The sequence below is a fragment of the Crateriforma spongiae genome (genome assembly GCF_012290005.1).
Classification (GTDB): domain Bacteria; phylum Planctomycetota; class Planctomycetia; order Pirellulales; family Pirellulaceae; genus Crateriforma; species Crateriforma spongiae.
This window is the reverse complement of the sequence record NZ_JAAXMS010000001.1, coordinates 569,739-596,152: the sequence shown is the minus strand read 5'-3', so window position 1 is coordinate 596,152 and position 26,414 is coordinate 569,739. Positions and strand designations below refer to the sequence as shown.

20 protein-coding genes, 2 tRNA genes and 2 rRNA genes are annotated in these 26,414 nt (G+C 57.3%); 10 read left to right on the top strand and 14 right to left on the bottom strand.

The genetic code is table 11. From position 1 onward, the window contains the following. Nucleotides 1-15 precede the first annotated feature (15 nt). On the top strand, nucleotides 16-915 hold the full coding sequence (locus HFP54_RS02230) for a carbon-nitrogen hydrolase (protein ID WP_168563894.1): 900 nt from the start codon (nucleotides 16-18) through the stop codon (nucleotides 913-915). Continuing rightward, nucleotides 906-1,985: a hypothetical protein gene (locus tag HFP54_RS02225; RefSeq protein ID WP_168563893.1), complete on the top strand. Its 1,080-nt coding sequence runs from the start codon at nucleotides 906-908 to the stop codon at nucleotides 1,983-1,985. Before HFP54_RS02230 ends, HFP54_RS02225 begins: the two co-directional genes overlap by 10 nt. A gap of 21 nt (nucleotides 1,986-2,006) precedes the next feature. Here HFP54_RS02225 and HFP54_RS02220 read toward each other — a convergent pair whose 3' ends face one another. The 4 genes from HFP54_RS02220 to HFP54_RS02205 form a co-directional block, all read right to left on the bottom strand. Then, nucleotides 2,007-3,542 carry a hypothetical protein gene (locus HFP54_RS02220; protein ID WP_168563892.1) on the bottom strand — a complete coding sequence of 512 codons (1,536 nt, stop codon included), beginning with the start codon at nucleotides 3,540-3,542 and terminating at the stop codon, nucleotides 2,007-2,009. Between the two features lie 229 nt (nucleotides 3,543-3,771). Next, nucleotides 3,772-5,001 carry a 3-dehydroquinate synthase gene (locus HFP54_RS02215; protein ID WP_315853832.1) on the bottom strand — a complete coding sequence of 410 codons (1,230 nt, stop codon included), beginning with the start codon at nucleotides 4,999-5,001 and terminating at the stop codon, nucleotides 3,772-3,774. Nucleotides 5,002-5,107: 106 nt separating this feature from the next. Continuing rightward, the gene (locus HFP54_RS02210; RefSeq protein WP_168563891.1) at nucleotides 5,108-6,040 is read right to left on the bottom strand and encodes an alpha/beta hydrolase; all 933 of its coding nucleotides are present in this window, start codon (nucleotides 6,038-6,040) and stop codon (nucleotides 5,108-5,110) included. A 2-nt stretch (nucleotides 6,041-6,042) separates the two neighbouring features. Further along, nucleotides 6,043-6,243 (bottom strand): hypothetical protein, encoded by a 201-nt coding sequence (locus HFP54_RS02205; protein ID WP_146412146.1) that lies wholly within the window; start codon nucleotides 6,241-6,243, stop codon nucleotides 6,043-6,045. Nucleotides 6,244-6,434: 191 nt separating this feature from the next. On the opposite strand from HFP54_RS02205, the gene HFP54_RS02200 reads away from it, so the two are divergent. Then, the gene (locus HFP54_RS02200; protein ID WP_168563890.1) at nucleotides 6,435-7,397 is read left to right on the top strand and encodes a CHAD domain-containing protein; all 963 of its coding nucleotides are present in this window, start codon (nucleotides 6,435-6,437) and stop codon (nucleotides 7,395-7,397) included. Nucleotides 7,398-7,407: 10 nt separating this feature from the next. On the opposite strand, the gene rpoN is transcribed toward HFP54_RS02200, so the two are convergent. The 5 genes from rpoN to HFP54_RS02175 form a co-directional block, all read right to left on the bottom strand. Beyond that, nucleotides 7,408-8,904, bottom strand: coding sequence for an RNA polymerase factor sigma-54 (gene rpoN, locus HFP54_RS02195; RefSeq protein WP_168563889.1), 1,497 nt, complete (start codon nucleotides 8,902-8,904; stop codon nucleotides 7,408-7,410). 244 nt (nucleotides 8,905-9,148) lie between these two features. Continuing rightward, nucleotides 9,149-9,763 (bottom strand): recombination mediator RecR, encoded by a 615-nt coding sequence (gene recR / locus HFP54_RS02190; protein ID WP_145301248.1) that lies wholly within the window; start codon nucleotides 9,761-9,763, stop codon nucleotides 9,149-9,151. 11 nt (nucleotides 9,764-9,774) lie between these two features. Next, nucleotides 9,775-10,131 (bottom strand): YbaB/EbfC family nucleoid-associated protein, encoded by a 357-nt coding sequence (locus HFP54_RS25905; RefSeq protein ID WP_146412142.1) that lies wholly within the window; start codon nucleotides 10,129-10,131, stop codon nucleotides 9,775-9,777. 332 nt (nucleotides 10,132-10,463) lie between these two features. Continuing rightward, entirely contained in the window at nucleotides 10,464-10,880 is a 417-nt protein-coding gene (locus HFP54_RS02180; RefSeq protein ID WP_168563888.1) for a hypothetical protein, read from the bottom strand. Between the two features lie 408 nt (nucleotides 10,881-11,288). Then, the gene (locus HFP54_RS02175) at nucleotides 11,289-13,142 is read right to left on the bottom strand and encodes a redoxin domain-containing protein (RefSeq protein WP_235951190.1); all 1,854 of its coding nucleotides are present in this window, start codon (nucleotides 13,140-13,142) and stop codon (nucleotides 11,289-11,291) included. A gap of 482 nt (nucleotides 13,143-13,624) precedes the next feature. Here HFP54_RS02175 and HFP54_RS02170 point away from each other — a divergent pair. From HFP54_RS02170 to rrf, 4 genes are all read left to right on the top strand, one after another. Next, nucleotides 13,625-13,698: transfer RNA gene (locus HFP54_RS02170), tRNA-Ile, on the top strand. 77 nt (nucleotides 13,699-13,775) lie between these two features. Then, nucleotides 13,776-13,848: transfer RNA gene (locus HFP54_RS02165), tRNA-Ala, on the top strand. A gap of 761 nt (nucleotides 13,849-14,609) precedes the next feature. Beyond that, nucleotides 14,610-17,475, top strand: a 23S ribosomal RNA gene (locus tag HFP54_RS02160). 114 nt (nucleotides 17,476-17,589) lie between these two features. Continuing rightward, a 5S ribosomal RNA gene (gene rrf / locus HFP54_RS02155) occupies nucleotides 17,590-17,698 on the top strand. Nucleotides 17,699-17,882: 184 nt separating this feature from the next. Here rrf and HFP54_RS02150 read toward each other — a convergent pair. Further along, nucleotides 17,883-18,590 (bottom strand): RsmE family RNA methyltransferase, encoded by a 708-nt coding sequence (locus HFP54_RS02150; protein ID WP_168563886.1) that lies wholly within the window; start codon nucleotides 18,588-18,590, stop codon nucleotides 17,883-17,885. A 152-nt stretch (nucleotides 18,591-18,742) separates the two neighbouring features. Between HFP54_RS02150 and HFP54_RS02145 the strand changes: the two genes are divergently transcribed. Next, on the top strand, nucleotides 18,743-19,531 hold the full coding sequence (locus tag HFP54_RS02145) for a hypothetical protein (protein ID WP_146412135.1): 789 nt from the start codon (nucleotides 18,743-18,745) through the stop codon (nucleotides 19,529-19,531). A 44-nt stretch (nucleotides 19,532-19,575) separates the two neighbouring features. Here the strand turns inward: HFP54_RS02145 and HFP54_RS02140 are convergent, their stop codons facing one another. The 4 genes from HFP54_RS02140 to thpR all read right to left on the bottom strand — a co-directional run bounded on the left by HFP54_RS02140 (nucleotide 19,576) and on the right by thpR (nucleotide 23,028). Then, a complete protein-coding gene (locus HFP54_RS02140) occupies nucleotides 19,576-20,364 on the bottom strand; it encodes an SDR family NAD(P)-dependent oxidoreductase (RefSeq protein WP_168563885.1) in 789 nt (262 codons plus the stop codon). Nucleotides 20,365-20,449: 85 nt separating this feature from the next. Continuing rightward, nucleotides 20,450-21,820: a GTPase HflX gene (hflX, locus tag HFP54_RS02135; RefSeq protein ID WP_261346669.1), complete on the bottom strand. Its 1,371-nt coding sequence runs from the start codon at nucleotides 21,818-21,820 to the stop codon at nucleotides 20,450-20,452. A gap of 164 nt (nucleotides 21,821-21,984) precedes the next feature. Beyond that, nucleotides 21,985-22,362, bottom strand: a complete 378-nt coding sequence (locus HFP54_RS02130) for a nucleotide pyrophosphohydrolase (protein ID WP_146412129.1) — start codon at nucleotides 22,360-22,362, stop codon at nucleotides 21,985-21,987. Between the two features lie 90 nt (nucleotides 22,363-22,452). Continuing rightward, a complete protein-coding gene (gene thpR, locus HFP54_RS02125; protein WP_146412127.1) occupies nucleotides 22,453-23,028 on the bottom strand; it encodes an RNA 2',3'-cyclic phosphodiesterase in 576 nt (191 codons plus the stop codon). A gap of 275 nt (nucleotides 23,029-23,303) precedes the next feature. On the opposite strand from thpR, the gene HFP54_RS02120 reads away from it, so the two are divergent. Both HFP54_RS02120 and HFP54_RS02115 read left to right on the top strand, forming a co-directional pair. Then, nucleotides 23,304-24,023 carry an ABC transporter ATP-binding protein gene (locus HFP54_RS02120; RefSeq protein ID WP_168563884.1) on the top strand — a complete coding sequence of 240 codons (720 nt, stop codon included), beginning with the start codon at nucleotides 23,304-23,306 and terminating at the stop codon, nucleotides 24,021-24,023. A gap of 6 nt (nucleotides 24,024-24,029) precedes the next feature. Further along, nucleotides 24,030-26,393 carry an ABC transporter permease gene (locus tag HFP54_RS02115; RefSeq protein WP_168563883.1) on the top strand — a complete coding sequence of 788 codons (2,364 nt, stop codon included), beginning with the start codon at nucleotides 24,030-24,032 and terminating at the stop codon, nucleotides 26,391-26,393. Nucleotides 26,394-26,414: the final 21 nt, after the last annotated feature.

Sequence of the window (26,414 nt, the reverse complement as noted above, 5' to 3'; positions counted from 1 at the left end):
TGTTGATTCAACTACGTGACAAAAAACGTTCGCCTGGCACTGGTCCAGATGCGTGATCAAGGGTCCGCGTTTGCCTGTGTCGATCAAGCCGAAAAGCAGATCCACGCGGCCGCCGCCGATGGCGCCAACGTGGTCTGCTTGCAAGAGCTTTTCAATGGCCCCTACCCGTGCCAAAGTGAAGACCACCGACGATTCGACGATGCCGAACCGATTCCCGGCCCCACCGTCAATCGTTTGGCCGGCATAGCCAAAGAGCTTGGCGTGGTGATTGTCGCGCCGATTTTTGAACGCCGTGGCCCGGGGATGTACCACAATAGCGCCGCGGTCCTGGACACCGACGGCAGTCTGGCAGGCGTGTATCGAAAGATGCACATCCCCGACGACCCGTTGTTTTACGAAAAGTTCTATTTCACTCCCGGCGACGCGGGCGGGTTCCAGCCGATCCAGACCAGTGTCGCCCGATTGGGCGTGGCGATTTGCTGGGATCAGTGGTTTCCTGAGACCGCGCGACTGCTAAGCCTGGCCGGCGCGGAAATCCTGTTGTACCCGACCGCCATCGGCTGGATTGATGAGGAGAAAGCAGAATTCGGTGCGGCCCAGCGTGATGCCTGGATCACCGTGATGCGATCCCATGCGATCTGTAACGGCGTGTTTCTGGGTGCCCCCAACCGCATCGGTGTCGAAGGCAAATTGGAATTCTGGGGCAGCTCTTTCGTCGCCTCACCCACCGGCCAATTGTTGGGCCAATTGAGCGACCACGAGGAAGGCATTCTGATTGCCGATTGCCAACTGCCGCAGATCGACGTGGTGCGGACTCACTGGCCTTTCCTGCGTGATCGGCGCATCGACGACTATGGCGATCTGACACGACGCTGGATCGATCACCACGACACGACAACGAAACGATGTGGCTGATCGCGACCGACGAAGCGGGCTATGGTCCCAAACTGGGGCCGCTGGTGATCGTCGCCACGACCTGGAAACTGCCGACGTCCGAGACCGATTTTGCGAAGGCTTTTGACCACCTGGCACAACCGGTCCGCTGCGGCGAAGCGACGATTCGAATTGACGATTCCAAAGCGATCTTCCGTCCGGCATCACGCAAATCTAAAAACGCCACGTCGTTGATGCCAGAGAATGAATTGCCCGCGGCTTTGACGCCGTTGCATCTGGTGACCAGCGCAGTAGCCGCGACGCTAGAAGTCTCGGAAAAGAATTCGGCTTGCAGCCGCGAATTCACCGACTGGCTGGACCGCATCAATCCCCAGGACGCGTCCGACCGGGAGCAGACACCCTGGCTGGATCTGCAAGGCACACCGCCGCTGACGTCGCTGGATTCGGTCCGCCCGATTCTGGATCATTGGTGCCCCACATCCACGGCGGATGAATACAGCGTCGCCCGTCTGTGCAACGTCCACTGCCGCGTGATCACGGCAGGCCGATTCAACCAGATCTGTGGCGATGGCAAGAACAAATCAGACCTGCTAACCCAAGCGTCGCTGGGTCTGGTCCGTGATGCCATTGCTTCCGCCCCAACCGATGGCACGCTGCGTGGTGACATCCACGTGTTCTGTGACCGACACGGCGGTCGCCGCTACTACGCGGACGCGATCGGCCAAACGTTGGGAACAGCAAACCGAAACAACGCAACACACGCACTTACACCGGAGCCTATCAAGATCGTCGAAGAAGCTTCGCGAAACAGCCGTTACACGGTCGACGATGGTGATCGTGAAATCCGATGGAACTTCACCGTCAAAGGCGACCGTTTTGCACCGGTCGCCCTGTCATCGATGATTGCCAAGTACATCCGCGAACGCATGATGGGCGCCCTGAATCGTTACTTTGCGGCCCGCCATCAGGGCGACACGCCACTGAAGCCCACCGCCGGGTATCCCCAAGATGCCAAACGATTCCTCGTGGACATTGCCGACCAAATACGGCGCGACTCAATCGACATCGACCGTCTGGTTCGGCAACGTTAGGTCCGCGCCCGGCACGCCGACCTATTTATTGACGACCGAAACGGACTTCCGCAGCCACGGGTCCGCGGAAACCAGCGGCGGCTTACCGCTGGCCGTCTTTAATGTGCCGATCCGAATGGTTTCCGTCAGACGGTAGGGGAAGGGGCGTTTCGCCGGATCGCCTTCCTGGTTGCCGTCCGGGTCGGCCAACAAGTACATGCCTTGGTACCCACTGGGAACAACGGAATCGTCCACCAACAATCGATCGATCGCGATCGACTGAGGCATGAAGCACGGGTAACCAAAATCGTGAGTGCCATCGTTGCTAGCGCCCAACAGGGTCGGCCACGTCCGGGCTCCGGCCGCTGGAATCCAGCGGCATCGATTGATCACGACCTCGCCTTCCCAAGTGCTGCCGTAGTCACTGCGCAGATTGACCAGCGACCGACCGTGCAATGTGGAATCTTCCACTAACAATCGCCCACGTCCGATTGCATTCAGTCCCGCATGCCCCAGCGTGCACCCCAAAATCTCATAGCGCCCCGACACGCCCATGTGCGTGTCCATCCGTGACAACACGCAATCCTTCAGACGAATGTTCTTGCAAAAGTTGGTGCCGATGACGCCCCATAGCGACCGATCCAAGATGCCATCCATCCGGCAACCGACCATCAAAAAATTGACCACCGAATTAGCCGTATAGTCATAGGATCCCATACTGACGGGCTGGCCGGCCGACCCGATCGTTTTGTACGTCTTGTGCCCGGTGGCAAAGCAGTCGCGAAGTGCAACATTCGCACACTCGCTGACGCTGATGAAGCCTGAATAGGGATGCCCGAATTCGCCTTCGCCCTTGATTCGGTGCTCCAAGCCGACCACTTCGGTGTTGGATCGAAAGACCTTGATGTTGCGAGACCAATAGTTGTACCCGACGTCCTGCCGCATCTGGTTGGCGATCGTGGTGAATCGGCCGCCACGAATCGTCAAGCGATCCTGATCCATTGGGTTGGCGACCACCCGAGTGACCGTGGAATAATCCCAGTCGATGTTGCCTTCGATCGAACCGTCACGACGCAGAATAAAACAGTCACGCTGGGCAGTTCCCGAATTCTGGTTACGTCCGCGACGACGGTAACGCTTCACTTTGTCGTTGAAGACCAGCACATAGCAATCTTGTTCGGGCCGGACGTCCAAGCTTTTTTGGTCTCGTTTCAGCCGTTTGATCGCAAGCTTGGCTGGCTTCAATAGCGAACGGACTTCGAACAGTGTCTTGCGGTGATTCTCCACATCCACGCTGTCGTCGATGATGAACTGGGACGTCCCCCAATCGGTGTTGGTTGCGATCACCGCCGTTAGGGCTTTCCGGCCCAAATGATAGGTCGCCTTGGGGTTGGACCGAACGCTCAAGCCGTTTTCGTTGGCGTGATCGTGTGCTTTGCAAATCGCCGGCAAGTCGTCCGCCACGCCATCGCCGACCGCTCCGAACGCTTCATAGGTCACCACCTGCGAATCGTCGGCTGACGCATCGACGCCTCCACAAACGACCACAACGGCAAACGCGATTCCCAGACGATTCATTCGGCAACGCACAGACACAACCCAACCTTTCAATCAGCCCAACCATTTCATTCACGCCCCGTTCGACCGATGCAGCCGGTCGTCATCTCGAGGCGATCGTTCCAAGACACGACGCACCATCATCACCATGTTGTAGAAAACATTCACCACGCATTCTGTCGCAGCCCAATGGCGGGTCCCCCCTGGGCAAAGCGGCCCAAACAAGAAAACCGTGGTGCGCCGGCCGGCATCAGCCCGCTGATGCGCCAGCCATTTCCCGTAATTGCTGAATCGCCTTGGCCATGGCGTTCGTGTCGATTTCGTGTACATCAACGGGATCACCGATGTCTCGCAGCATCGTGATGGTCAGACGCCCGCCCAAATGTTGCCGAAATTCTTCTAAACCCTGAAACAAACGATCGACCGGATCGATCGCTTGGTCCCACAGCGGGACGCCCAACCTTCGCAGACAGTCGATGACCTTTTCAGCAGCATGCGTGGGAAACCCGAGCACCAAAGACGAATAAAGACAGTCGATCGCCACGCCGATCCCCACCGCTTCGCCGTGCCGCAATCGGTACCCGGTCAAAGGTTCCAGGCGGTGCGCCGACCAATGACCGAAATCCAAAGGCCTTGCTTCCAACATCTCAAACGGATCACCACCCTGGGTGATGTGCCGCAGGTGGTGAACGCAAGATTCACGAATCGCGACCCGACAAGAACGGCTTTCGCGGGCGCGGATCTGATCCGCATGATGGTGCAGCCATTCGAACCCCGCCGCGTCTTTCAGCAAGCTGACTTTGACCGCTTCGGTGAAACCCGATCGGAAGTCACGATCGGGCAAGGTCTGCAACACGGACGCATCGTTGATCACCGCCCAAGGCACGGCGAACGTGCCGATCCAATTCTTTTTTCCGAAGTAGTTGATGGCGTTCTTGACCCCGACCCCACTGTCGGCCTGCGCCAAAACGGTGGTCGGCACGCGAATCAGTCGTATCCCACGGTGGGCGATCGCTGCCGCAAAACCGGCCGCATCCAAAACCGCTCCGCCGCCCACGACGATGATCGTGCTGCGGCGATCTAAATCGTGGTCGTTGATCTGCGACAGCATCTGTCGCAGCACGACTTCGGAATTCTTGACCGCTTCGCCGCCTTGGACCTCCATCATCGGGGCGACCAGATTGATCGCGTCGGACGAAGCCAGACGTTGCGATAAACGCAGCGGAAAATCACCCGCCGCGGCGACTTCCGCATCCACCCACAACAAGACTTTGGCGGACGTTCCCGGCACCACGTCGATCGCCAACAGTTGCTCCAGCACCGCAAACTGAGGCCCGGCCAAGTCTGTCGTCATCCGCAGACGATGGGTTTGTGGCACCGCAAATGCGATGTCCAACGCTTCGTCGTGGCCCTCGGGGGAAGGCGAAGCGGGCACGGCGGATTCCTCGGGCATGTCGGGAACGGGGTTGTAATGATTCACGGAAGCAGGAATGACCAAGGGATTGCAACATCACCGGCCGCGGCGATCAACCTGACGTCGTCAACGACACCAGACCCACCGACGCGCCCCACATCAACGACACGGCTCAGGGCGTTTCCTTTTCCCATCCACGCCAGACCCAACGCAGCGTATCGGGAAAAATGGCTGTGCCGTGTTCACCATTGTGCCCACCGGTGCCGTACACGAATTTGTGGTCATAGCCTTTGAACTTCAGCGATGCCGAGAGTTCCTGATTGGCCAACGGCCAGTTCCCGTGCACGTTGTCCAGGTCACCCGATCCGTCTTGCATGAAGACACGCAGCGGCTTTTTGTCGGTTTTTCGAACCATGGCCTCGTAATTGTGACCGCCACGGATGTTGACGAAGCTGCCGATGTGGGACACCACTTTGCGAAAGCTATCGGGCCGGTGCCAAGCGACACCGAACGCACAGATGCCGCCGCTGCTGTTGCCACAAATTGCACGCAGCTCGGGGTTCTGGGTGATGCGGTATTCCTTTTCGACCTCGGGCAGGATTTCCGTCAGTAAGAATTCTGCGTAGTCGCCGCTGACGGTGTCATATTCGAAACTGCGATTGGTTGGCGTCGGTTTCCAACCTCGCTTTTCCGGCAATTCCTTGTGCGTACCGGGATCGATCATCACCGCAATCGTGACCGGCATTTGGCCTTTGGCGATCAAATTGTCGAACACGACGGGCACTCGGTATCCCGAATCGATCTGTTCAAAATTGTGCCCGTCTTGGAACACCATCAGTGCGGCCGGCGAACTGCCGTCGTACTGCGCCGGGACGTAAACGCTGTAGCGTCGCTTCGTTCCGGGAAAGACCTGGCTTTCGGTCCATTCGTACTGCGTCACTTTTCCGTGCGGAACATCCTGGACTTGGGAATCGGGACCGATCTGGTACTCCTCAGCACATGCCGAAACCGGAACAACGGATGTGGCCGCCAGACTGAAACAGAGAAATACGAAACCGCGTCGCAGGGCCGAGACGGGCAATGCGACTGGGATGGACCGATGCATGATCAATCGCCTTGGTGGATGGAATGCAAATAGCGGGAATGGATGGAGGGCAAAGGTCGCCGTGCGAAACGGATTCCACCGACGCACAGACGATCGGGATCCGCGTCGTGTTCGGGGATCTTCGCCGGCAACGGTGAAACGCCAAGCAAGACGTCGGGCAGGGCACCGGAAAGGGCGAAGCATGGGGCAGGCGAACGAGCCATCCATTCTAATCGGAAAGAATGTCGCACTGGACGCCCCGACCGCCGGAATTTCGCTCTTTGCATGGTGTGCCGGTACGACAATTGCCCTGTCATCGCTCGTTGCCGCCGGCCGATTGACCACAAGCTGCCACACAGTTCACACCGCCCGCGGAACCCGGTCACCGCAGATTCCCATTTTCAGATTCGCCACCATGAGCTATCGCCTGAAGCCCGGCGAAACCGCCGCCCACATGACTCGCCGCGTCGCCAAAGAACAGATTCGCGAAGCGTTGCTGGAGATCCGGTCTCCGGAAACCGACGACGCGGAAAAAGTTCACCAACTGCGAAAGCGGTGCAAGAAAATCCGCGGCCTGCTGCGATTGGCTCGCCCGGCGATGCCCAAAACCTACGACCGCGAAAACGCACGCTTTCGAGACCTGGCACGAAAGTTTTCCGAACTGCGCGATGCCAAGACGCAGCTGACCACCCTGGACCAGATCGCCACGGAGATTCCGTCGACCGATTCCACCAAATTGACCGAGGCCTATTTGCAAGCCCGACATTTGCTGCAACACGAGCGTGCCGAAATCCGCCAGGCTCAATCGCTGAAAAATCCGGCCGACCGAAGTGTCAGTTCAAAACCTGAACCGCAGTCGATTTGGCAGGACGCAAGAACCGAACTGCAACAAGCTCTGCGTGGCATCGATCGTTGGAATTGGCGGGACGGCAAACGGGGTTCGTTCGAATCGCTGGGCGAAGGCCTGCAAAAAACGCTGCACCGGGCCCATGACGCGATGCGAATCGCCACCGAAGATCCATCCACCGACCACATGCATCAGTGGCGAAAACGAGTGAAATACCACTGGTATCACCTGCGTTTACTCCAGCCGATTTGGAAGCAAGGCTTGGCCGGAAACCGCGACGATGCCAAAAAGCTGGCGGAAGTCTTGGGCGACCTACACGACGTCGACGTGCTGGGCGAAACCCTGCGGCGTTTCCAAAAGGAAGGTGAACTGCCGGCCGGCGCTGACAAGCTAATACGGCATTTGGACGACCGCCGAAACCAGCTTTCCCGAAAAGCAGTGCGATGCGGACGCCGTCTATTCGCCGAGTCCCCCGCCGCGTTTCGCAAACGTTGCCGCGTGTACTGGAAACTGGCCCGCACCGACGCGTGACCGGTGTGGGCTATTTCTTGACCAGCGACCAATCGCGACGTTGACGGCTGCTGGGGATCCCCATCTTTTTGCGATACTTGGTGACCGTCCGGCGAGCGACCGTCATGCCGGCCTTCTTCAGCTCTTCGACCAAGTGCTCGTCGGCCAACGGCTTGGATTTGTCTTCCTTGTCGATCAATTCCTGCAATTTCAAGCGGATCGTGTCCCAAGCCACGTCTTCGCCGTCTTCGGTTTTGGTCCCACCGACAAAGAAGCGACGCAACGGCAAGATTCCCCGCGGCGTTTGGATCCATTTGTCGTCGACCGCACGACTGACCGTGGTCACGTGGACGCCTACGTCGTCGGCGACCTGCTGCATCTTCAACGGTTCGATCGCCTCGGGACCTTCGTCCAAGAACCTCTTTTGGTGGGTGACGATCGCTTCGCTGACTTTCAGCAATGTGTTGCGGCGTTGGTTGATCGAATCGATCAGCCACTGGGCCCCGTTGACCTTTTGCTTGATGAATTCGCGTTCTTCATCGGTGCAGTCCGACGCCTGCAACCGTCGCCGGTAATACTCGCTGATCCGCAAACTTGGGATTCGGTCGTCTTCCAGGCGGACTTTGTATTCGCCGTTTTCGTCACGTTCCAGAATGATGTCCGGCGTGACATTGGGGACGTAGGTCTCCATGAATGCCGCGCCTGGTTTGGGATTCAGCTTGTGCAGTTCTTCCCGCAATTCCTGGATCAGCTCGATCGAGTAGCCCGTCTTGCGTGCGATCTGCGGCAGCCGGTTTTCGGCCAAGTCTTCCAGATGCGATTCAATCAGCGTGGTAATTTCGTCCAAATGCGGGTGGTCGGCCGGCACTTGCTTCAGCAAACATTCGCTCAGGTTGCGTGAAGCGATCCCCACCGGCTCGAGCGACTGGACCACTCCCAACGCCTCTTCGGCTTTCGCGAGTGCTTCGTCCGCATGACCGGCGGGCAGCAGATCGACCAGCGGCGTTCGCAGGTAGCCACCGTCGCGGGCGTCCAACGTGCTGATGATCCGTTCGGCGACCTGTTCGACCTCGTCGTCGATGTCCATTTCCGCCAACTGATGCAGCAGAAAGTCGTTCAGCGATTCCGGCCGCGACTGCGCGTTGGCCATCAAATCGTGACGGCGATCCATATCGTCTTGGATGCCGCCGGCACTGCGACGAAACGAATCGTCGAACGAACTGGGCAGATCGTTTTCCGAATTGGTCAGCCGTTCAAAATCGTCACGATTGTCGCTGTCGTCGCGGACGACCAATTCTTTTTCGTCCTCGCTGCGGGTGTCCGATGAAGGTGCGTCGTCGGACGATTCATCGGCACTCAGCGGATCCGTTTCCAGCTGTTCCAACAGTGGGTTTTCGGTCAATTCCTGGTCGATGCGTTCCTGCAATGCCAGCGTGGGCATCTGCAGAATCTCCATCGACTGGATCATCCGGGGTGCCAATTTCTGGACTTGCATTTGGCGGGCCTGCAGGCCCATCGACATGCGCATGACTGATTTTCACTTTTTGAAAAAAGGACGTCCTTGAAGGCGACACTCCCGTCGCCCGACCCACCGTCGGTCGATCATCCCGTTGGCCAACACCGGCAAATCGCCGACGCGTCCGCGATTTGCGGCGGCACGGGTTAAACACGGGGATTGCCGAGCCGTGGGATTGCCAACAGGCCCCGCGGTCAGCACGCCGCGTTCCGAACGGCAGCCCGATCTTACTACGCGAATTTCGTGCCGAAACCCATTATAGTTTTTGTCGACCGGTTAAGGCATCCGCAATCACTTCGCGATTGGCGTATTCCAGAATGCTTCCGGCGGTAATCCCACGGGCCAGTCGAGTGACCTGGACCGGAAATTCGCCCAGCAGGTTACTGACGTACAGTGATGTGCCGTCGCCTTCGACCGTCGGATTGGTCGCCATGATGACTTCCACGAAATTTCCGGTCCGCACGCGATCCACCAAGGCGTCGATCGTCAGTTGATCCGGGCCGATACCGTCCAGTGGCGCGATCCGTCCTAACAGAACGTGGTACAGCCCTTTGTAGACGCCGGATTGCTCCAAGCTCATCAAGTCACGCGGCTGTTCGACCACGCACAGCCGCGTCGCATCGCGGTTCGGATCGCTGCAGATCTGGCACGCGGTCGTTTCGCACAGATTGAAACAGTGCTCGCAATACCGGACATCCTGGCGCACCCGCCGAATGGCGTCGGCCAATGCGATCGCTTCGGATTCATGGACGCGCAACAGGTGGAACGCCAGACGCTCGGCGCTTTTTCGTCCGATTCCTGGCAATCTGGACAAGTGATCGACCAGATCGGACACGGCCCCGGATTGACCTGAATTGTTTTGCGACGCCATGACCCGTGGGCTCACTTGCTGCCGGTCAGACTGGCCAACATGCCGTCGATGCCGGGGACGTTCAGGTTCATTTCCGACACCATGTTGCTGATCGCATCGGCGTACATCTGCTTGGCCGCCGCACCGGCGGCATTGGTGGCCTCCAGAACCGCTTCTTCCAATTCCGCCCCGACAAATTCAGGATCAATTCGGACCGACTGCACATGGCCGACGCCGTTCATCACGACCTCCACCCGCTGGCACCCCGACGTCGCGGTCACGGTTTCCGACTTCATGCGTTCGTTCAATTCCTGCATTTTGCCAGGCAACTCTTGAAAGCTGCCGACCAGTCCGGCCAGGTTGCCGAGATTTCCGAGACCTTTAAACACCAGAGAACCATCCTGAGACAGAAGAGGAAAACGAACCCAAGGCGATCCGCATCGATCGCCTCGGAAATTGTTGGGCACAGTCCAGCGAATGCCATCCGTCCACGCCGAGCACCGATGACGGCGCGACCGAATCGGCATCGTCGCTCGGCCGGAACGCAAACACTCGTGCGGGCAAAGCCAACGGCGCCGAACCAACACCTTGCCCGTCGAGTATGACGTGCGACCGCGAACCGGCAAAGTGTCGACTCCGCCGACGCAAACGCGACTTTTGGATCCGTGCAAAATCGGATCCGCCCGGAAGCGGAACGCTGCGACGGCAACCGTCCCGGCGGTTACTGGCTGATCATTCGCAGATAATCCAACAGCGCGGCGTCATTCTGCTCGGCACTCTCGTATTCCGATGCAAGTTCCAATAAACGCTGCACCGCGACACGCAAATGGCGTTCGGTCACGTCCTTGCCGGACGACAACGCATCGATACGCCGCAACAATTCCGCGGCGGTCGGCTCGCGAGGATCGGAGAACTTCAGAAAACACCGACTCGCCGCCGAGACATCATGCCGGCCGCGTCCCGACACCGTCTCCGCCCATCCCAACACCGTTTCGACCAGACGACCATAGGCCTGCTCAACGGGATCCGGACGATCCCGCTGAGACCGCCGAGCGGCGATCGGATGATCGTCGGCAACTTGACGCTTGGCCCGCCGCTTTTGCGCCGCTTTCAATCGCCGCAATTGATCTTTTTTCACGTTCGGCACGCTGGGACGACACGGGTGACGTTGCAGGAAGAATCGACAAGAAACGGCGACCAAATCACCGAGTGCGCCCAACGGGATGCGTCCAAAGGGGTGCTCCCAAGGGACAGATAAGACCGGGCCGCATTCCAATGCCCCACGCCCCGTCGCCCCACCAGACGCGATCATCAACGGGCCACGATTATAAACCGATCGCACCCCTTAAACACCCCAAAGGCACGCACGTACGCCGCAAGCGACAAATCACCCGCCCGCCGACGACGGCCTATGCAGGTCGCGTCGAAACCCAAAAAAGGCCGCCCCCGACCTTCGCACTCGGCGAGAAATCAGGGGCGGCCGATGGACGGACGCTCGTCCCACCGATCCGCTAAAGGGGACGACGGTGGATCAGGCAACCGGACGCTATCGAACCAGCTTTTTCAGCTCGGCTTCCAGCTCGTCACGGCTGACGTTGTGCCGGACCAGAGCCCCACGCTTATCGATCAGCATCATCGTCGGCAGCGTTTGAACGCCGAACTGCAAGGCCAGCGGGCTGGAATCCAAACCGCCGTCTTCGAACAGTTGGATCCAAGGCATGCTGTTGGCTTTGATGAACGATTCCGCTTGTTGCCGCGAGCTGTCGACGCTGATGCCGACGACTTCCAAGCCGGCGCGTCGGTATTGGGCCTTCAGACGCCGCAACTGCTTCATGTCTTCCTTGCACGGTTCGCACCAGGTCGCCCAGTACTGAACGATCACCGGTTTGCCACGCAACGAAGCCAAACGGAACGGTTGTCCGGCGACGGTTTTGCCGCTCAGATCGACCGCTTTGCCGACGCTGTCCAGACGCCGGATCGCGCCGGCCGCTTTTTGCGCCGCGTCGGTGCCTTTGAAACGGCTGGCGATCTGGCGGTAATAATCCAACGCTTCCTTTTCGTTGTCCTCGAACTCTTTGCCCAACGCCAATTGCAACATGGCTTGGGCAGATTCGGCGGCCCTCGGGTGTGCCTTCACGAACGCCGTCAATTGCTCCAAGTACCACTCTTGGACGTCGACCGAATCGGCACCGGGCTGCAGCTTGGCCGCGTATTCCGTACTCAGGACTTGAAAATCGATGTACGACTTCAGCGACTCGTCGGATCCCGCATAGCGTTTACGGGCCTGCTTCAAACGATCCAGCCCCTTGGGATAGGCTCCGCTTTGAACGGCGAAACCGACGGTGTCGACCAGTTGCCGCACCCACATCTGCTTGTCAGCGTTGCTGGGCGAATTGGCGATCAACTGTTCCACCACGTCGGCGCGACGGGCGTGCAAATCGGCCAATTTGGCGGCACTCTTTTCCTCCGCCAGCTGGCGATCGATCGCCTCCAGTGCGGTGACCATTTTTTGCATTTCCGCGCCGCCGACACCGCCGGAAACGGCACCGGCACCGGTCGAGACGACGGGGCGGAAAAAGATTCCCGCTGTTTGTTCGATCGCTTCGCCCGCAGCGGGCATCGACGGCAAATCCACCAGCTTCCATCCGTCGTCGACCTTGATCATGGTGCCGATCACCAACTGGCCGCTTTTCCCGTCGCTCTCATACATCGCCACGGCGTTTTCGTAGACGATGAAATCGCGGGTCGCGTCTTGGGTGCCGGCGGGAACCACGCCGGGGGCCGTTGCGGTGAACTGAACCCAGTTGGCTTCTTTGCCGATGGTCTTCTGCGAATCGGCCAATCGGGCGAACCGGCGTGCGGCCAGCGATGCCTTCTCAGCCAACTCCTTCGCCTGAGCCGCGCCCAAACCGGCACGAGTCAGATCACGTTGATCGGCCAACAGGGCACCGAATCGCTTCGCGTCGGCATCTCGAATGGCGGCGACCAGCTCTGCGGAAACCTCTTCGGCCGAGATCTGCTTCCAGCGATCGACCGTGGCGTCTTCATTGTCGTCCAAGCCCCAGCGGATGCCTTCGGTGCCCATCCAGCGATACTGGTCGGCTTTTCCGTTGAAGTTCGAATCGACGTCGCGATAGACCTCCACGCCGTACCGGTAATAGCACCACAAGTCGACCTTGCTGTCCCCGTTGGTGTCGGCGAATCGCCGCAGCGTTTCCCCTTCGGGCGAGACGACTTCCCAGCCCGCCCAATCATCGCGTTCGATATCTTCCAGCTTGCATCCGGTGGCATCGTCCACCTTTTGGTAGTCCACATTGGGCTGGACCGGCTTTAGACCGAGCGCCTGAGCCACGGTGGGAGCCGCCGAGGCGGTGGCCGACCAACCCAGCGTCGCGGCCATTACGAAAGCGGGCAAAGAGCCTGATCGGCACAGATGTCCAAACATGTGATTCCAATTCCTTCGAAATCGATCGGTAAAAGGGAGGGGGGGCGAGGGCCATTGCCCGGGCCTCGCGCCGGTACCGAACCGGCTCCCCGAGCTCGGAAACCGCCCATCGTCGCATCGTTTCGCCACAGAAAGAGTGCATCTTTTCCGGCAAACCACGCCGCGACAAACGGCTGGAACGTCGATTGTAGAGATTCACGGATTTGGCCGACACGTCGAAATTCGCCGGGCCGCCGGACCGCTGCATCGCTGCATCATTGCCCCGGCGGATCCGATGCCAGGGGGAACGATCCGCCCGGCAGATTGACTGAAGTGTCGACCAAGAAGGGCCGATGAAGAAAAACCTCAAAAAGTCCTGGCCGACTGCCTTGGCAGCCTGGACCAGGATGGCGTAAACTCCGCGACCCATCGGACGACGCTTGGTCGTCATCCGGTTCGGGCGTATAGCTCAGTTGGTTAGAGCGCATCGCTGATAACGATGAGGTCCCAAGTTCGAATCTTGGTACGCCCACTTTGAGGGACAGGGTTTCCGGCGAGACGGTTTTCAATCGGATCACCACCGAACCCACCTCCCTCGGCCCATTTTTTGGGGGTATAGCTCAGTTGGGAGAGCGTCTGCTTTGCAAGCAGAATGTCGTCGGTTCGAGTCCGTCTACCTCCACTTGAGAAGCCAGAAGGAAAACTTCAAAAACGGAGTTGACGCCAGCCGCCGGCTCGCTATCCTTCTGCTCCTCGACCTGACAGACGCCCTTCACCGGGCGATCAAAGGTCACCCAGCTCTGCTCCGCCAGAGCGTCCTGCTCCGCTCCGGCGGGGCGACTGGCTCCGCTCCGGCGGGGCAAGGAGAAACGATGAAAGTTTTCAAAACTTTCGATGATTCTCCGGTTGACGCCGCCACCTGGCGACGATAACTTTCCCGCTCGCTCGTGAGTGACCGGCTGAGACGCCAAGCGACAACGCTAAGCGTCTCGACCGGCTGCCCACAGCAGCGTCCCGCAAAACGCCCACGGGCACAGTAGCGGAATTGATTTTTGACAATTTGGTTGTTTGGTAGTTGGCATCTGAATAAGAGCACCACGCGTAGCCAATGCACACAGTGCAAGGCTGCGAGTGACAAGTTCAATAAAGAAGCGTCGCCAGCACTTTGGTAGTCCGCCGAAAGGTGAGCTAGATGAGTGATGGCGTGTGAATTCTGACAGGATTCTGTGCGATAGTTTTGCCAAGCAGGTGAGTGAGTCACGTCAAGGGTTACTGGAAACAGTGCGTGCGATTGTGTTCGCGAAACTGCGGCTAGCAAAACTTACATGTGATATCGTTTCAGTCATTGGAAACGAAATTCAACAGATTCGAATAACTTCCTTCATGACTCGAGTCCTTTTGGGGTTCGGTTCATGGGTGAGTTTTCGAGTTCGGGATTTCGGTGGCCAAATGACGAAGGGCACATGGGGGATGTCTTGGCGTTAAGTGTTAGAAGGGCGTGGAAGTCTGCGAAATGCCTGGGGAAGTTGACAAACAAGCGATGATCCCGGGATTCCCGATTGCGGCCTGCTGAATCCATAGGCAGGTTCGTTACAACCTGGTGAACTGAAACATCTAAGTAACCAGAGGAACAGAAAGAAAAATCGATTCCGTCAGTAGCGGCGAGCGAAATCGGAATAGCCCAAACCGTGAGGGTTTCCCTCGCGGGGTTGTAGGACTCCAATATCGGATTGTGAAAAGTTAGCGGAAGCGTTTGGAAAGGCGCACCACAGGGGGTGACAGTCCCGTATGCGAAAACTTTTTCACACCGTAGGAGCACCTGAGTAGGCCCAGTCACGTGAAACCTGGGCTGAATCTGCGGGGACCATCCCGTAAGGCTAAATACTCCTTAACGACCGATAGCGTACCAGTAGCGTGAGTGAAGGGTGAGAAGAACCCCTGCTAGGGGAGGAATGTGAACCTGAAACCATGTGCCTACAAGCGGTCGGAGCACGTTAATGTGTGACGGCGTGCCTTTTGCATAATGATCCGGCGAGTTGTGGTAAACGGCTTGGTTAAGTCCTTACGGGACGAAGCCCAAGGGAAACCGAGTCTGAATAGGGCGATATGTCGTTTGCTGCAGACGCGAAAGCTGTGTGATCTACCCATGGGCAGGTTGAAGCGCGGGTTAAACTGCGTGGAGGACCGAACCCACTTAGGTTGAAAACTGAGGGGATGACCTGTGGGGAGGACTGAAAGTGTAATCAAACCAGCAGATAGCTCGTTCTCTCCGAAATATCTTGAGGGATAGCGTCGAGCCACTATTTACCGGGGGTAGAGATACTGAATCGGATGGGGGCCCTTCCCGGGGTACCCCACCGAACCAAACTCCGAATACCGGTAAAACTATCTCGGCAGTCAGTCCCTGGGGGATAAGCTCCAGGGTCGAGAGGGAAACAACCCAGATCGCCTGCTAAGGTCCCGAAGACATACTTAGTCACTAAGGAAGTTGAAGTGCCGTGACAGCTGGGATGTTGGCTTAGAAGCAGCCACCATTTAAAAAGTGCGTAACAGCTTACCAGTCGAGCATTTCTGCGCCGATAATGAACGGGAGTAAGTATGACACCGAAGCAGCGGGCTCTAGTTTACTAGAGCGGTAGGAGAGCGTCGATGACCAGATACGAGCCGTACGGTAACGAGCGGTGTCGGGGTCATCGAGTGATTATGCCGGAATGAGTAACGATAAAACAGGTGAGAATCCTGTTCGCCGAAAGCCTAAGGTTTCCTGGGGAAGGCAATTCCGCCCAGGGTTAGCCGGTCCCTTAGTCGAGGCCGAAAGGCGTAGACGATGGATAGCAGGTCAACATTCCTGCGCCGGTTGTGTATCCGATGTGGGGACGGCGTCCAGAAAGTGAGCGGTACGAATAGAAATGTCCGTAGCGAAAGCTGAGAGATCCAGGGTTAAAATACTGGTGTTTATCAAGGCTTAGCTCGAGAGCGTTTAAGTTCTCGAAGTCACTGGAAGGACGTCCAAGAAAAGCCACTAGGTTAAGCAACTGACCGTACTAAAACTGACACAGGTAGGCGAGATGAGAATTCTAAGGCGCTCGGGAGAACGGTGGTTAAGGAACTCTGCAAAATGGCCCCGTAAGTTCGCGATAAGGGGCGCCCACGAGAGTGGGCCACAGAAAATCGGCTCTAACGACTGTTTATCAAAAACACAGGTCTCTGCTAACACGCAAGTGGATGTATAGAGACTGACGCCTGCCCGGTGCTGGTAGGTTAAGGAAGATTGTTAGCATTAGCGAAGCAAGCGACCGAAGCCCCAGTAAACGGCGGCCCTAACTATGAGGGTCCTAAGGTAGCGAAGTTCCTTGTCGGGTAAGTTCCGACCTGCATGAAAGGCGTAACGATTTGAGCACTGTCTCAACCACCGACCCGGTGAAATTGTAGTTGTGGTGAAGATGCCACATACCCGCGGTTAGACGGAAAGACCCCGTGAACCTTTACTGTAGGCTGATATTGGGTTGAGATATGTCTTGTGTAGGATAGCTGGGAGGCTTTGAAACCGGCACGCTAGTGTTGGTGGAGCCGTTGTTGAAATACCAGCCTGGTCATATTTTAATTCTAACGTTGATCCCTTGAATCAGGGCAACGGACAGTGTCAGTCGGGCAGTTTGACTGGGGCGGTCTCCTCCCAAAGAGTAACGGAGGAGTGCAAAGGTACACTCAGCCTGGTTGGCAATCAGGCGAAGAGCGTAAAGGTAAAAGTGTGCTTAACTGCGAGACCCATAAGTCGAGCAGATACGAAAGTAGGCCTTAGTGATCCGGTAATCCCGAATGGAAGGGTTATCGCTCATCAGATAAAAGGTACTCCGGGGATAACAGGCTTATCGCATCCGAGCGTCCACAGCGGCGATGCGGTTTGGCACCTCGATGTCGGCTCATCACATCCTGGGGGTGTAGAAGCTCCCAAGGGTTTGGCTGTTCGCCAATGAAAGTGGTACGTGAGCTGGGTTCAGACCGTCGTGAGACAGGTCGGTCCCTATCTGCCGTGGGCGTTCGAATCTTGATGGGATTCAACTTTAGTACGAGAGGATTTAGTTGGACGAAGCTCTGGTGTACCAGTTGTCGCGCTAGCGGCACGGCTGGATAGCTAACTTCGGAAAGGATAAACGCTGAAAGCATCTAAGCGTGAAGCCCGCCCAGAGATTAGGATTCGTAGACATTTGTCGAAAGCCCCCAAGAAGACGACTTGGTTGATAGGCTGGACGTGTAAGCACGGTAACGTGTTAAGCTAACCAGTACTAACGGGCGAAAATTTGGCCATCGATATCCCGCACTCGAGAGACTGTCGGTTTTTACAATCGCTTCTCGAACTTGCTCTGCCATACTACCAAACAACTCGGCCACGACGGCGGTGTAATATCCCCGTCGTGGTCTTTCCGGCGACTATATCGGAAAGGTTCTACCTGTTCCCATCCCGAACACAGCAGTCAAGCTTTCCGAGCCGATGATAGTGCACACCAGCGTGAAAGTAGGTATTGCCGGATTTTTAAAAACGCCTTGGATGGTTCGCCATCCAAGGCTTTTTTTGTGCGCACTCCTGATCTTGCCCTGTCCGGCCCCCGGATGGTCCGCCAATGTGTTGCCAGGCCATCGTTGCTTCACCCTTGGGTCAGAATTCAACCACCGACGTGCAACTCAACGCTATGGCACGGTCGAGCCTGCGTTTGTTCATACCGCCCCGACCGCTTTGGCCCCCGCAACAATTGCTGCGGTTTCGATCCGCAAAATCGAATGGCCCAGCGCAAGAGATGTGAATCCCCGGGCGGTGGCCAACGAAACTTCGTCGTCAGTGAACCCGCCTTCAGGACCGACTAGCACACAGATCCCATCACTTTGCGCCGCGGTCGCGGAATCAGGCTCTTCTCCTCGTGGATCCGCAACCCAGCGGCAATTCTCTACGGCACCGCTCGCAAATTCTTCGAGGGTCTGTGGAGACTTTAGTTGCATCAGGTGATTTCGCCCCGACTGCTTGCATGACTCGATGATGGTGCGGCGAAGCTTTTGCAAGGTCGCTTCCGACTCGGGACGCTGTGATCTTTCCGCCGTAATCGGAACAACCGTATCAATCCCCAGCTCCGTCAGGCTTTCGATCATCCGTTTGCATCGATCGCCCTTGGGGAACGCGATGCCCATCTTTACCCTTCGCTGCATCACCTCTGTTTCCGACGGCGCATTCAATAATTGGCATTGGCATGCTTTTCGATTGACCAGAGTGACCTCGGCAGTAGCAATTCGGCCTCGACCGTCAAATAGCTGAAGGTGATCGCCCGGTTTCACACGCATCACGCGGATCGCATGACCGGCCTCCGTTTCATCCAACGAAAAATTCGTACCGGCAACCTGCGGCAGGTCCGGTTGGTAATAGCGTCGGGTCATTGAATTTGCTGGTCGGCGAAGGGGGTGACCGCGACGATCGCTTCATCGCGTGAATCGGCATCGCTCGAAGATTCAAGCGACGCGGTGTCGCGACCCGATAATGGAAGAATCGAAAAGCGCCGGACACCGCAGGCAGGAAGCCGAGATTCCGTATGGATTATCTAAAGCATTGGTCATTGCATTCCAACCCGTTTGGACGCTGTGCAGAAGTGGGATTCTTTGCCGGAACCCCGCAGCGTGAAGTGATCGCTCGGTTCCATTGCCTCGTCAGTGGGGCAATGGTAGGCGGATTGTTGATGGCCGAAGACGGGTGTGGACAAACATCGTTGTTGCGTCATCTGTCGCAAAGCACCGGTTTTGGCGACACCGCAGTACAAATGATCATGACCGCTGGTCAGGTTGATTCCCCTGATGTTCCGTGGCAGCGGATCGCGCATCAGCTTCGGTTGCAGACAACACCGTCCAAGGTGCCGGGAAAAGTCATTGATCAGATCCGCAGCCTGGGCCGCCAAGGGGTTCGCACCGTTTGGATGATTGACGACTGCGACCGCCAAACTGCCGAAGTTGCCGGCGAATTGATTCGTCGTGAATCCGATTTGACCATTGTTCTGGGCGTCAACGGCGAATCAGCACGCGATTGTTGCCTTGCGTTGGGGCAAGTTCCGTTGCGAATGGAATTGCCCCCATTTTCGTTAGAAGATTCTTGCCGTTACGTTCGCTGGGCGATGGAGTCGGTCGTCGCGGGAGGCCGAGCGAGCGAACATTCGCTTCCCTTCACCGATACGGCACTTGTTCGTTTGCACGAATTGGGCGAAGGCCGCATCGGCTGGATCGGCAGGGTAGCCGAACTGGCTTTAATGATCGGGTCGGCCCATCAATTACAGAAAATCGACGTGGCTTTGTTGGAATCGGTGCAATCTGAACTAGTCCGTGCGGCCTAACCCCCACTTCTTAGCTGGCGGATCAACCACCGCCAGAACGAAGTTTACTTTGCCGTTCGCGACAAAATTCGGTGGGTCATCCCGGGAAAAAGTCGGTCAGCCCAAACCAACGCTTTCCCACCCACACTGCAAACGACTTCGCGTCGTCGTCGGACGATTGCGTGAAACATTTCCCGGGCGACCTTTTCCGGTGGCCAAGATCCGACACTGACAGAACGCTGGGCCGGATCCGAATCAATCAGCGAATCAAAAAATTCGCTTCTTGTGGTGCTCGGGCTAACCAAAGTCGACCGCAGGACGGTGCCACGCAGTTCGGCACAGATCGCATCATGCCAACCATGCAGGGCGAATTTGCTGGCGCAGTATTCGCTTTTATTGGGCACACCGCAGTGTCCAAGGACGCTTCCCACGTGGCAAACGACCGGGTTTCGCCCCCGCAACAATGAAGGCAAACACCTGCGGGTCCATTCGGTGGCTGCGAAAAAGTTGACTTCCATGATGCGGCGAAGTCGGTCCGGGGAGGCGTCAACGAAAGGTCCGATGGCACCAATCCCGGCGTTGTTGACAAGCAGATCCAGTTGACCGCCGCTCCAGTCTTGGACCGTTTCGATGGCCGAATCACACGTCTGGTTCGAGGTGATATCGCCCGGCACCAAACGGACCGCCCCCTTGGGACAATCTTGAAGCAACTGTTCCAGTTTTTCCAAACGCCGAGCCACCGCGACGACGCGGCATCCCTTGGATGTCGCCAAGCGACAGAATTGATAACCGACTCCGCTGCTTGCCCCCGTGACAATGGCGGTGCTGCCATCGGGGTTCCACCGCGTCCACATTCAACAGCACTCCAAGTGAACAAACACAACGGCGGATGAAAAAAGCTCAGGTGGAAGGGTGGCGACCGATCAAAAGCTTCGATGCTTAGGCAACTTCGCCGCTGGACCTGGGGATTTCAGCGTCGAAGGACTCATTGCCCATCGGCGGCATATCGTTGTTGGCCGGACCGCCGATCGATTCGTCGCCCGTGCCACGATCATCTTCCTTGGCCGCCAAGCCACCGGATTCGAACCGTTGCACCGGAGTGATTTCCAAGGCCCATCGATGAACCGGTCCCATTGCCCCGGCCGGCATGCGGACGTGAATCTGCACTTTGTCCGATTCAAAGTCGCGAGCCTTCACCTCGCCCTTGGACGCCAAGTACGCCAGCAGTCTTCCATCGGCGGGATCGACCGTCACTTTCAAATCCAAGAACTCTCTTCCCAGCACCTGCCCAACGGCTTCGGTCAACGCATCCATTCCTTTACCTTGCCGCGCGCTGACTGGAATCGCATTGGGGTAGCGATCCAGCACTCGATTTAACTGTATCGGTGAATCGATCATGTCAATCTTGTTCAGCAACAGCAGCGTCCGCTTCTCTTCAATGCCCAGTTCTTCCAAAACGGCATAGACCGATGAAATTTGCTGAAAAACGTTGGGGTGACTCGCGTCAGCAACATGCAGAAGCAATTCGGCTTGCCGAGTTTCTTCCAACGTCGACTTGAAGCTGGCAACCAACGAGTGTGGCAGGTCTCGGATAAACCCGACCGTATCACTCAGCAGAACCGTGCCCCAACCGGGAATGGCCCAGCGACGGGTGCGGGTATCGAGCGTTGCGAACAGTTTATCCGCGGCTTCTACATCGGCTTCGGTCAGCCGATTCATCAACGTGCTTTTGCCGGCGTTGGTGTAGCCAACCAATGACACCGTGGGAGCTTCTTTGCGTGACGCCACCTGAACTTCGCGTCGACGTTCGACCTTCGACAGTTCCGCCCTCAGATCACGGATTCGCTTTTGCGCCAGGCGCCGGTCGACTTCCAATTGTTTTTCTCCGGGGCCCCGCATCCCCACGCCCATGGATTGACGCGAAAGGTGCGTCCACATTCGTTTCAGACGCGGCAACGAATATTCCAGCTGCGCCAGCTCGATCGCCAAACGCGATTCATGGGTGCGGGCACCGGCGGCAAAGATGTCCAGAATCAACTCGGTCCGGTCAAGCACTTTCGCCTTGACCTCTTTTTCCAAATTACGGACCTGCGCGGGCGACAAGTCGTTGTCGAAAATGACCACGTCCGCGTCATGTTCTTGGACCAGCATCCGTAGCTCCTCGACCTTTCCTTTTCCCAAATAGGTCGAGTGGCTTGGATTGGGGCGTCGCTGGATCAATTCGTCCACGACTTCGGTACCGGCGGTGATCGCCAGCCCATGCAGTTCTTCCAGTGGATCGTCATCGACCGTTTGATCCGGCAAAATCAGCCTTGCCAGAATGCTTTTTTCCGGTTCGTCAAACGCCTGGTTGCGTGGTTCACGATAGGTAGAAATCGATGACTCCTGGGGTTTTCGAGGACGCCATCATTATAGACGCGTCCGAGCATTTGGCGACGTCGCCGTCGGATACCGGCCGGCGATGCAGATACCTTTTAGACGCTTGTTTCGCCCGAGGGGTTCGGCCGCGCCACGCCACGTGACGTTTCGACCGGATATTTTGCGGCGTTTTTCACCATTTTCCGCCGCAGGGTTTGGTCCAAATCCAAGTTCATCACGTTCGCCAGTGACAGCAGATAAGCCAGGCAATCCGCAATTTCCTCGCCAATTTCGTGACGGTTTTCAGGTTGTCCGATGACCGCGTCTGCTTCGTCCTGAGTCAGCCACTGAAAGTGTTCCATCAGTTCGGCTGCCTCGATCGACAGCGACATCGCAAGATTTTTCGGGTTGTGAAACGCGTGCCATTCCCGTTCGCTGACAAAACGATCGACCACCTGTTTCAGCTCGGCGATGGTGGTGGTTTCGTCACTCATTGGAATCCCTCATACGATTTGACCTCGACGATTTTGGCCAGCACGAAAGGCCGCGAGCCGATCTGACCGTCACGGCGGGCCGCCCAGGTCTTACTGCCCGAATGGAATCGTCGCCATGACTTGGTACGTGGGGCCACCGCGATCCAGAAAGCTGGCCATCAACAGGGCGCGATCGGCGGTCATGGTTCCCAGATGAACGTCCTGTTGTGCCCGCAGACGGCGCAAAACATCATCGTTGGCGCGACGCGACGTCTTGCGAACCCGGCCCAAGGTCAGGTGAGGCACATAGTCACGAGCCTCCGGTTTGAACCCTAATTCCGCCATCGCCGTTTCAAGCGAAGCGACCATCTGAACCAGCGTTTGCGTTGGGTCGTCCACCCCCGCGCACAAAACGCGAGCCTTCAAATCGGAGGGCAGCGCCATGGTTCCGCGAAACGCCAGCGGAAACGCATCCACTTGTGACACCACCGAACGAATCGCTTCGCAAACCGCGGGCACCTGACGGTTGTCCACGTCGCCCAAAAATTTCAAAGTCAGATGCAAATTTTCCGCCGGTACCCAACGAATACCATCCTGTTCTTGCTGCAACGATTTCAGCAGTTTGACGGCCGATCGTTCGACCGGTTTCTCCAACGGAACAGCAATAAAGGATCGGATCAATTGCATCGGGCGTGGCGTGATGAACGCCGGAGGTAACTGCGGAACGCGATTGGACACGATGCAAAGGCCCGGCACTCTGTCAGGCCCCAAAATGGGCATCTGTGATTCGATGGTAACAGCTTTTGTTCTCGGACCAATCCCCGTCGATCACAACCGAATCCGACCAAGCGTCGTGCCCCGTCGATGGCAGGCGATACACTGTTGAACGAGCCGCCATCCAGTCAACAGCCCAGCAACCGGGGCAATTCCGTATCTGCGGCCCCATCAACCGATCGGCTTTGATGCCCAGTGATCCCAACGAAACGGTTTACGACATCCGCGGATTGACCAAGGTTTATCCGATGGGCGAAGTCCAGGTCCACGCTCTACGTGGCGTGAATCTGCGGATTCCTGAGAGTGAATTCGTCGTCTTGTTGGGCCCCAGCGGCAGCGGCAAAAGCACGTTGCTGAACATCATGGGCGGATTGGATGTTCCGACCGCGGGCGAAGTCCGTTACCGCGATCTGGACATGACACGCGCGGACGCCAACCGCTTGACATGGTTTCGACGAGAATCCGTTGGTTTCGTCTTCCAGTTCTACAACCTGATTCCCAGTCTGACGGCACGCGAAAACGTCAGCCTAGTGACCGACATCGCCGCCGATCCGATGACCGCCGAAGAAGCCTTGGACATTGTGGGGCTGTCCGATCGTTTGGATCACTTCCCCAGTCAGCTTTCCGGCGGCCAGCAACAACGGGTGGCCATCGCCCGGGCCATCGCCAAAAGGCCCGACGTCCTGCTATGCGATGAACCCACCGGTGCATTGGACGCTCATACGGGAATCACCGTTTTGGAAGCGATCTCCAACATCAACGCGGAATTAGGGACGACGACGGCGGTGATCACACACAATGCGGCGATTGGTCAGATCGCCGACCGTATTGTGTCCATGCGAGACGGTGTGATTGTCGATGAAACGTGCAATTCCACCAAAGCGCCCGTGTCATCGATGTCCTGGTGATTGGTGATGCGAAGCCTGCACCGAAAGATGCTTCGTGAGCTTTGGCAAAGCAGAGGTCAATCGCTTGCCATCGCCGCAGTGATTGCCAGTGGCGTCGCGGTGTTTGTGATGTCGTTGGGGACCCTGCGATTCTTGCTGGACACACGCGACGCTTACTACGATCGCTATCGTTTCGCTGATCTATTTGTCACCGTCAACCGGGCTCCGGTGCATCTTGCCGACACGGTCGCCTTGTTTCCCGGCGTCGCTCGGGTGCAATCTCGAATCGTCAGCGACGTCACATTGGACGTCCCCGGTTTGGCCGAACCCGCGGTCGGTCGCATCATTTCGCTGCCAGACCGGCGGCCATTACCGTTGAACAACCTGCATCTGAAAGACGGGCGTTTTCCCGATCCACAACGCCCGGACGAGGTTTTGGTCAGTGCGGCGTTTGTGGATGCGAACAATCTCGGTATCGGCGATCGGATCTCCGCGATCATCAACGAACGTCTTCAAGAACTAGTCGTCGTTGGTGTGGCCCTGTCACCGGAATACGTTTTTGAAATTCGCGGCGGTGATTTATTGCCCGACAACCGACGATTCGGTGTGTTTTGGCAACCCGAACGCCACGTCGAAGCCGCATTTGACATGGACGGTGCCTTCAACAGCCTTGCCATTCAAGTTCAACGCGGCGGAAATATCGAGGATATCAAAGCCAGGCTGGACCGCTTGCTTGAGCCTTATGGAAGCGTCGGCGCGATCGACCGAACCCAACAACTGTCGGCTCGCTTTCTGGATGACGAGATACGATCGCTTCGCAGCACCGGATTGATTTCGCCAATCATTTTCCTGTCCGTTGCTGCGTTCCTGCTGAATTTGGTCGCATCACGTCGGGTCGCAACGCAACGCGGCATCATCGCATCACTGAAAGCGTTCGGTTACACCAATCGCGAAATCGGATGGCACTACCTTCAACCGGCGCTGATGGTTTCAACGATGGCCGCGGTGACCGGTTCGTTTCTCGGGTACTGGATGGGCGGCGGCTTGGCAAAGTTGTACATGGAATTCTATCGGTTCCCGACCTTTGTTTACCAACCCGACTATCGCGTCATTGCCTTGGCGATCGTGATTGCCTTGGTGGCAGCGGTGATCGGATCGTTGCGGTCGGTCTATCGTGCGATTGACTTTCAACCAGCCGAAGCGATGCGACCAGAAGCCCCCAAGGTGTACCGGCGCTCTTGGCTGGAGCGTCTGGGGCTTTCGCATTGGTTTCCCGTGGTCGTGCGGATGATTGTGCGCACGATCGAACGCAAATCGGTTAGCGCCGCGATGTCGTCACTTGGCATCGCCGCGGCCGTGTCCGTGGTGGTGATGAGCGGATTTTTTCAGGATGCGTTGGATGAATTGATTCGCTTTCAGTTCTGGCAATCACAGCGACATGACATACAGCTGGTGTTCACACAAACCACATCGCCAGACGTCCTGGACGACCTGCGACACATGCGCGGGGTGCAACACGTCGAACCCATGCGTGCCGTGGCCGTTCGTCTGCGCCACCAGCATCATGACTACCGGACCAGCATTTTGGGTTTGGAACCCGACGGGTCGCTTTATCGTTTGCTTCGTCCCGATGGCCGGCAGGTCATCATTCCCAATCACGGAATCGTCGTCAGCGACGCATTGGCGGAGCGTTTGGATGTCCGTACCGGAGATTTGATTCACGTTCAAGTGTTGGAGGGGCAGCGTCCGAGTCGCGATCTGGTCGTCAGCATGGTGACGAAAGAATACGCGGGAATGAACGCTTACATGGACCGTCAAACACTGAATCGTTTGATGAGCGAAACCGATGCCGTGTCGGCAGCCTTTTTGACCGTCGATTCGCGGCACCAAGCGACGCTGTATCAAGATTTCAAACAAACACCGCGAGTCGCCGCGGTATCAGTCAAACGTGCGACGGTGGAACAGTTCGATGAAACCATCGCCAAGAATCAAAACACCATGCTTTCTTTCACGTTGCTGTTTGCAGGAATCATTGCGGTCGGCGTCGTTTACAACACCGCCAGAATCGCCGTCGACGAACGCGCACGTGAATTGGCAACCTTGCGAGTGATCGGATTCACACGCGGCGAAGTGTCGACGATCCTGTTGGGCGAACTCGCCTTGATCACGCTTGCGGCGATTCCATTGGGTTGGGCGATCGGATATGGCTTTTGTTACGCGATGGTCAAAGGCTTTGAATCCGAATCCTTTCGAATCCCGCTGACAATCACCGCCGCCAGTTATGCGAGGTCGGCACTGTTGGTCACGCTGGCATCGGCGATCAGCGGACTGATCGTGCGACGCCGACTGGACCATTTGGACTTGGTCGACGTTTTGAAAAGTCGCGAGTAATCACAGTTTCATTTTGACGAA

Coding starts and splice junctions, on each gene's coding strand:
- HFP54_RS02130 (WP_146412129.1), bottom strand. CDS start 22,362: ATGAGTGACGAAACCACCACCATCGCCGAGCTGAAACAGGTGGTCGAT.
- thpR (WP_146412127.1), bottom strand. CDS start 23,028: ATGCAATTGATCCGATCCTTTATTGCTGTTCCGTTGGAGAAACCGGTC.
- HFP54_RS02210 (WP_168563891.1), bottom strand. CDS start 6,040: ATGCATCGGTCCATCCCAGTCGCATTGCCCGTCTCGGCCCTGCGACGC.
- recR (WP_145301248.1), bottom strand. CDS start 9,763: ATGGCGTCGCAAAACAATTCAGGTCAATCCGGGGCCGTGTCCGATCTG.
- rpoN (WP_168563889.1), bottom strand. CDS start 8,904: ATGCGCATGTCGATGGGCCTGCAGGCCCGCCAAATGCAAGTCCAGAAA.
- HFP54_RS02200 (WP_168563890.1), top strand. CDS start 6,435: ATGAGCTATCGCCTGAAGCCCGGCGAAACCGCCGCCCACATGACTCGC.
- HFP54_RS02205 (WP_146412146.1), bottom strand. CDS start 6,243: ATGGCTCGTTCGCCTGCCCCATGCTTCGCCCTTTCCGGTGCCCTGCCC.
- HFP54_RS02120 (WP_168563884.1), top strand. CDS start 23,304: ATGCCCAGTGATCCCAACGAAACGGTTTACGACATCCGCGGATTGACC.
- HFP54_RS02115 (WP_168563883.1), top strand. CDS start 24,030: ATGCGAAGCCTGCACCGAAAGATGCTTCGTGAGCTTTGGCAAAGCAGA.
- HFP54_RS02175 (WP_235951190.1), bottom strand. CDS start 13,142: ATGGCCGCGACGCTGGGTTGGTCGGCCACCGCCTCGGCGGCTCCCACC.
- HFP54_RS02145 (WP_146412135.1), top strand. CDS start 18,743: ATGGATTATCTAAAGCATTGGTCATTGCATTCCAACCCGTTTGGACGC.
- HFP54_RS02150 (WP_168563886.1), bottom strand. CDS start 18,590: ATGACCCGACGCTATTACCAACCGGACCTGCCGCAGGTTGCCGGTACG.
- HFP54_RS02220 (WP_168563892.1), bottom strand. CDS start 3,542: ATGAATCGTCTGGGAATCGCGTTTGCCGTTGTGGTCGTTTGTGGAGGC.
- HFP54_RS02140 (WP_168563885.1), bottom strand. CDS start 20,364: ATGTGGACGCGGTGGAACCCCGATGGCAGCACCGCCATTGTCACGGGG.
- HFP54_RS02225 (WP_168563893.1), top strand. CDS start 906: ATGTGGCTGATCGCGACCGACGAAGCGGGCTATGGTCCCAAACTGGGG.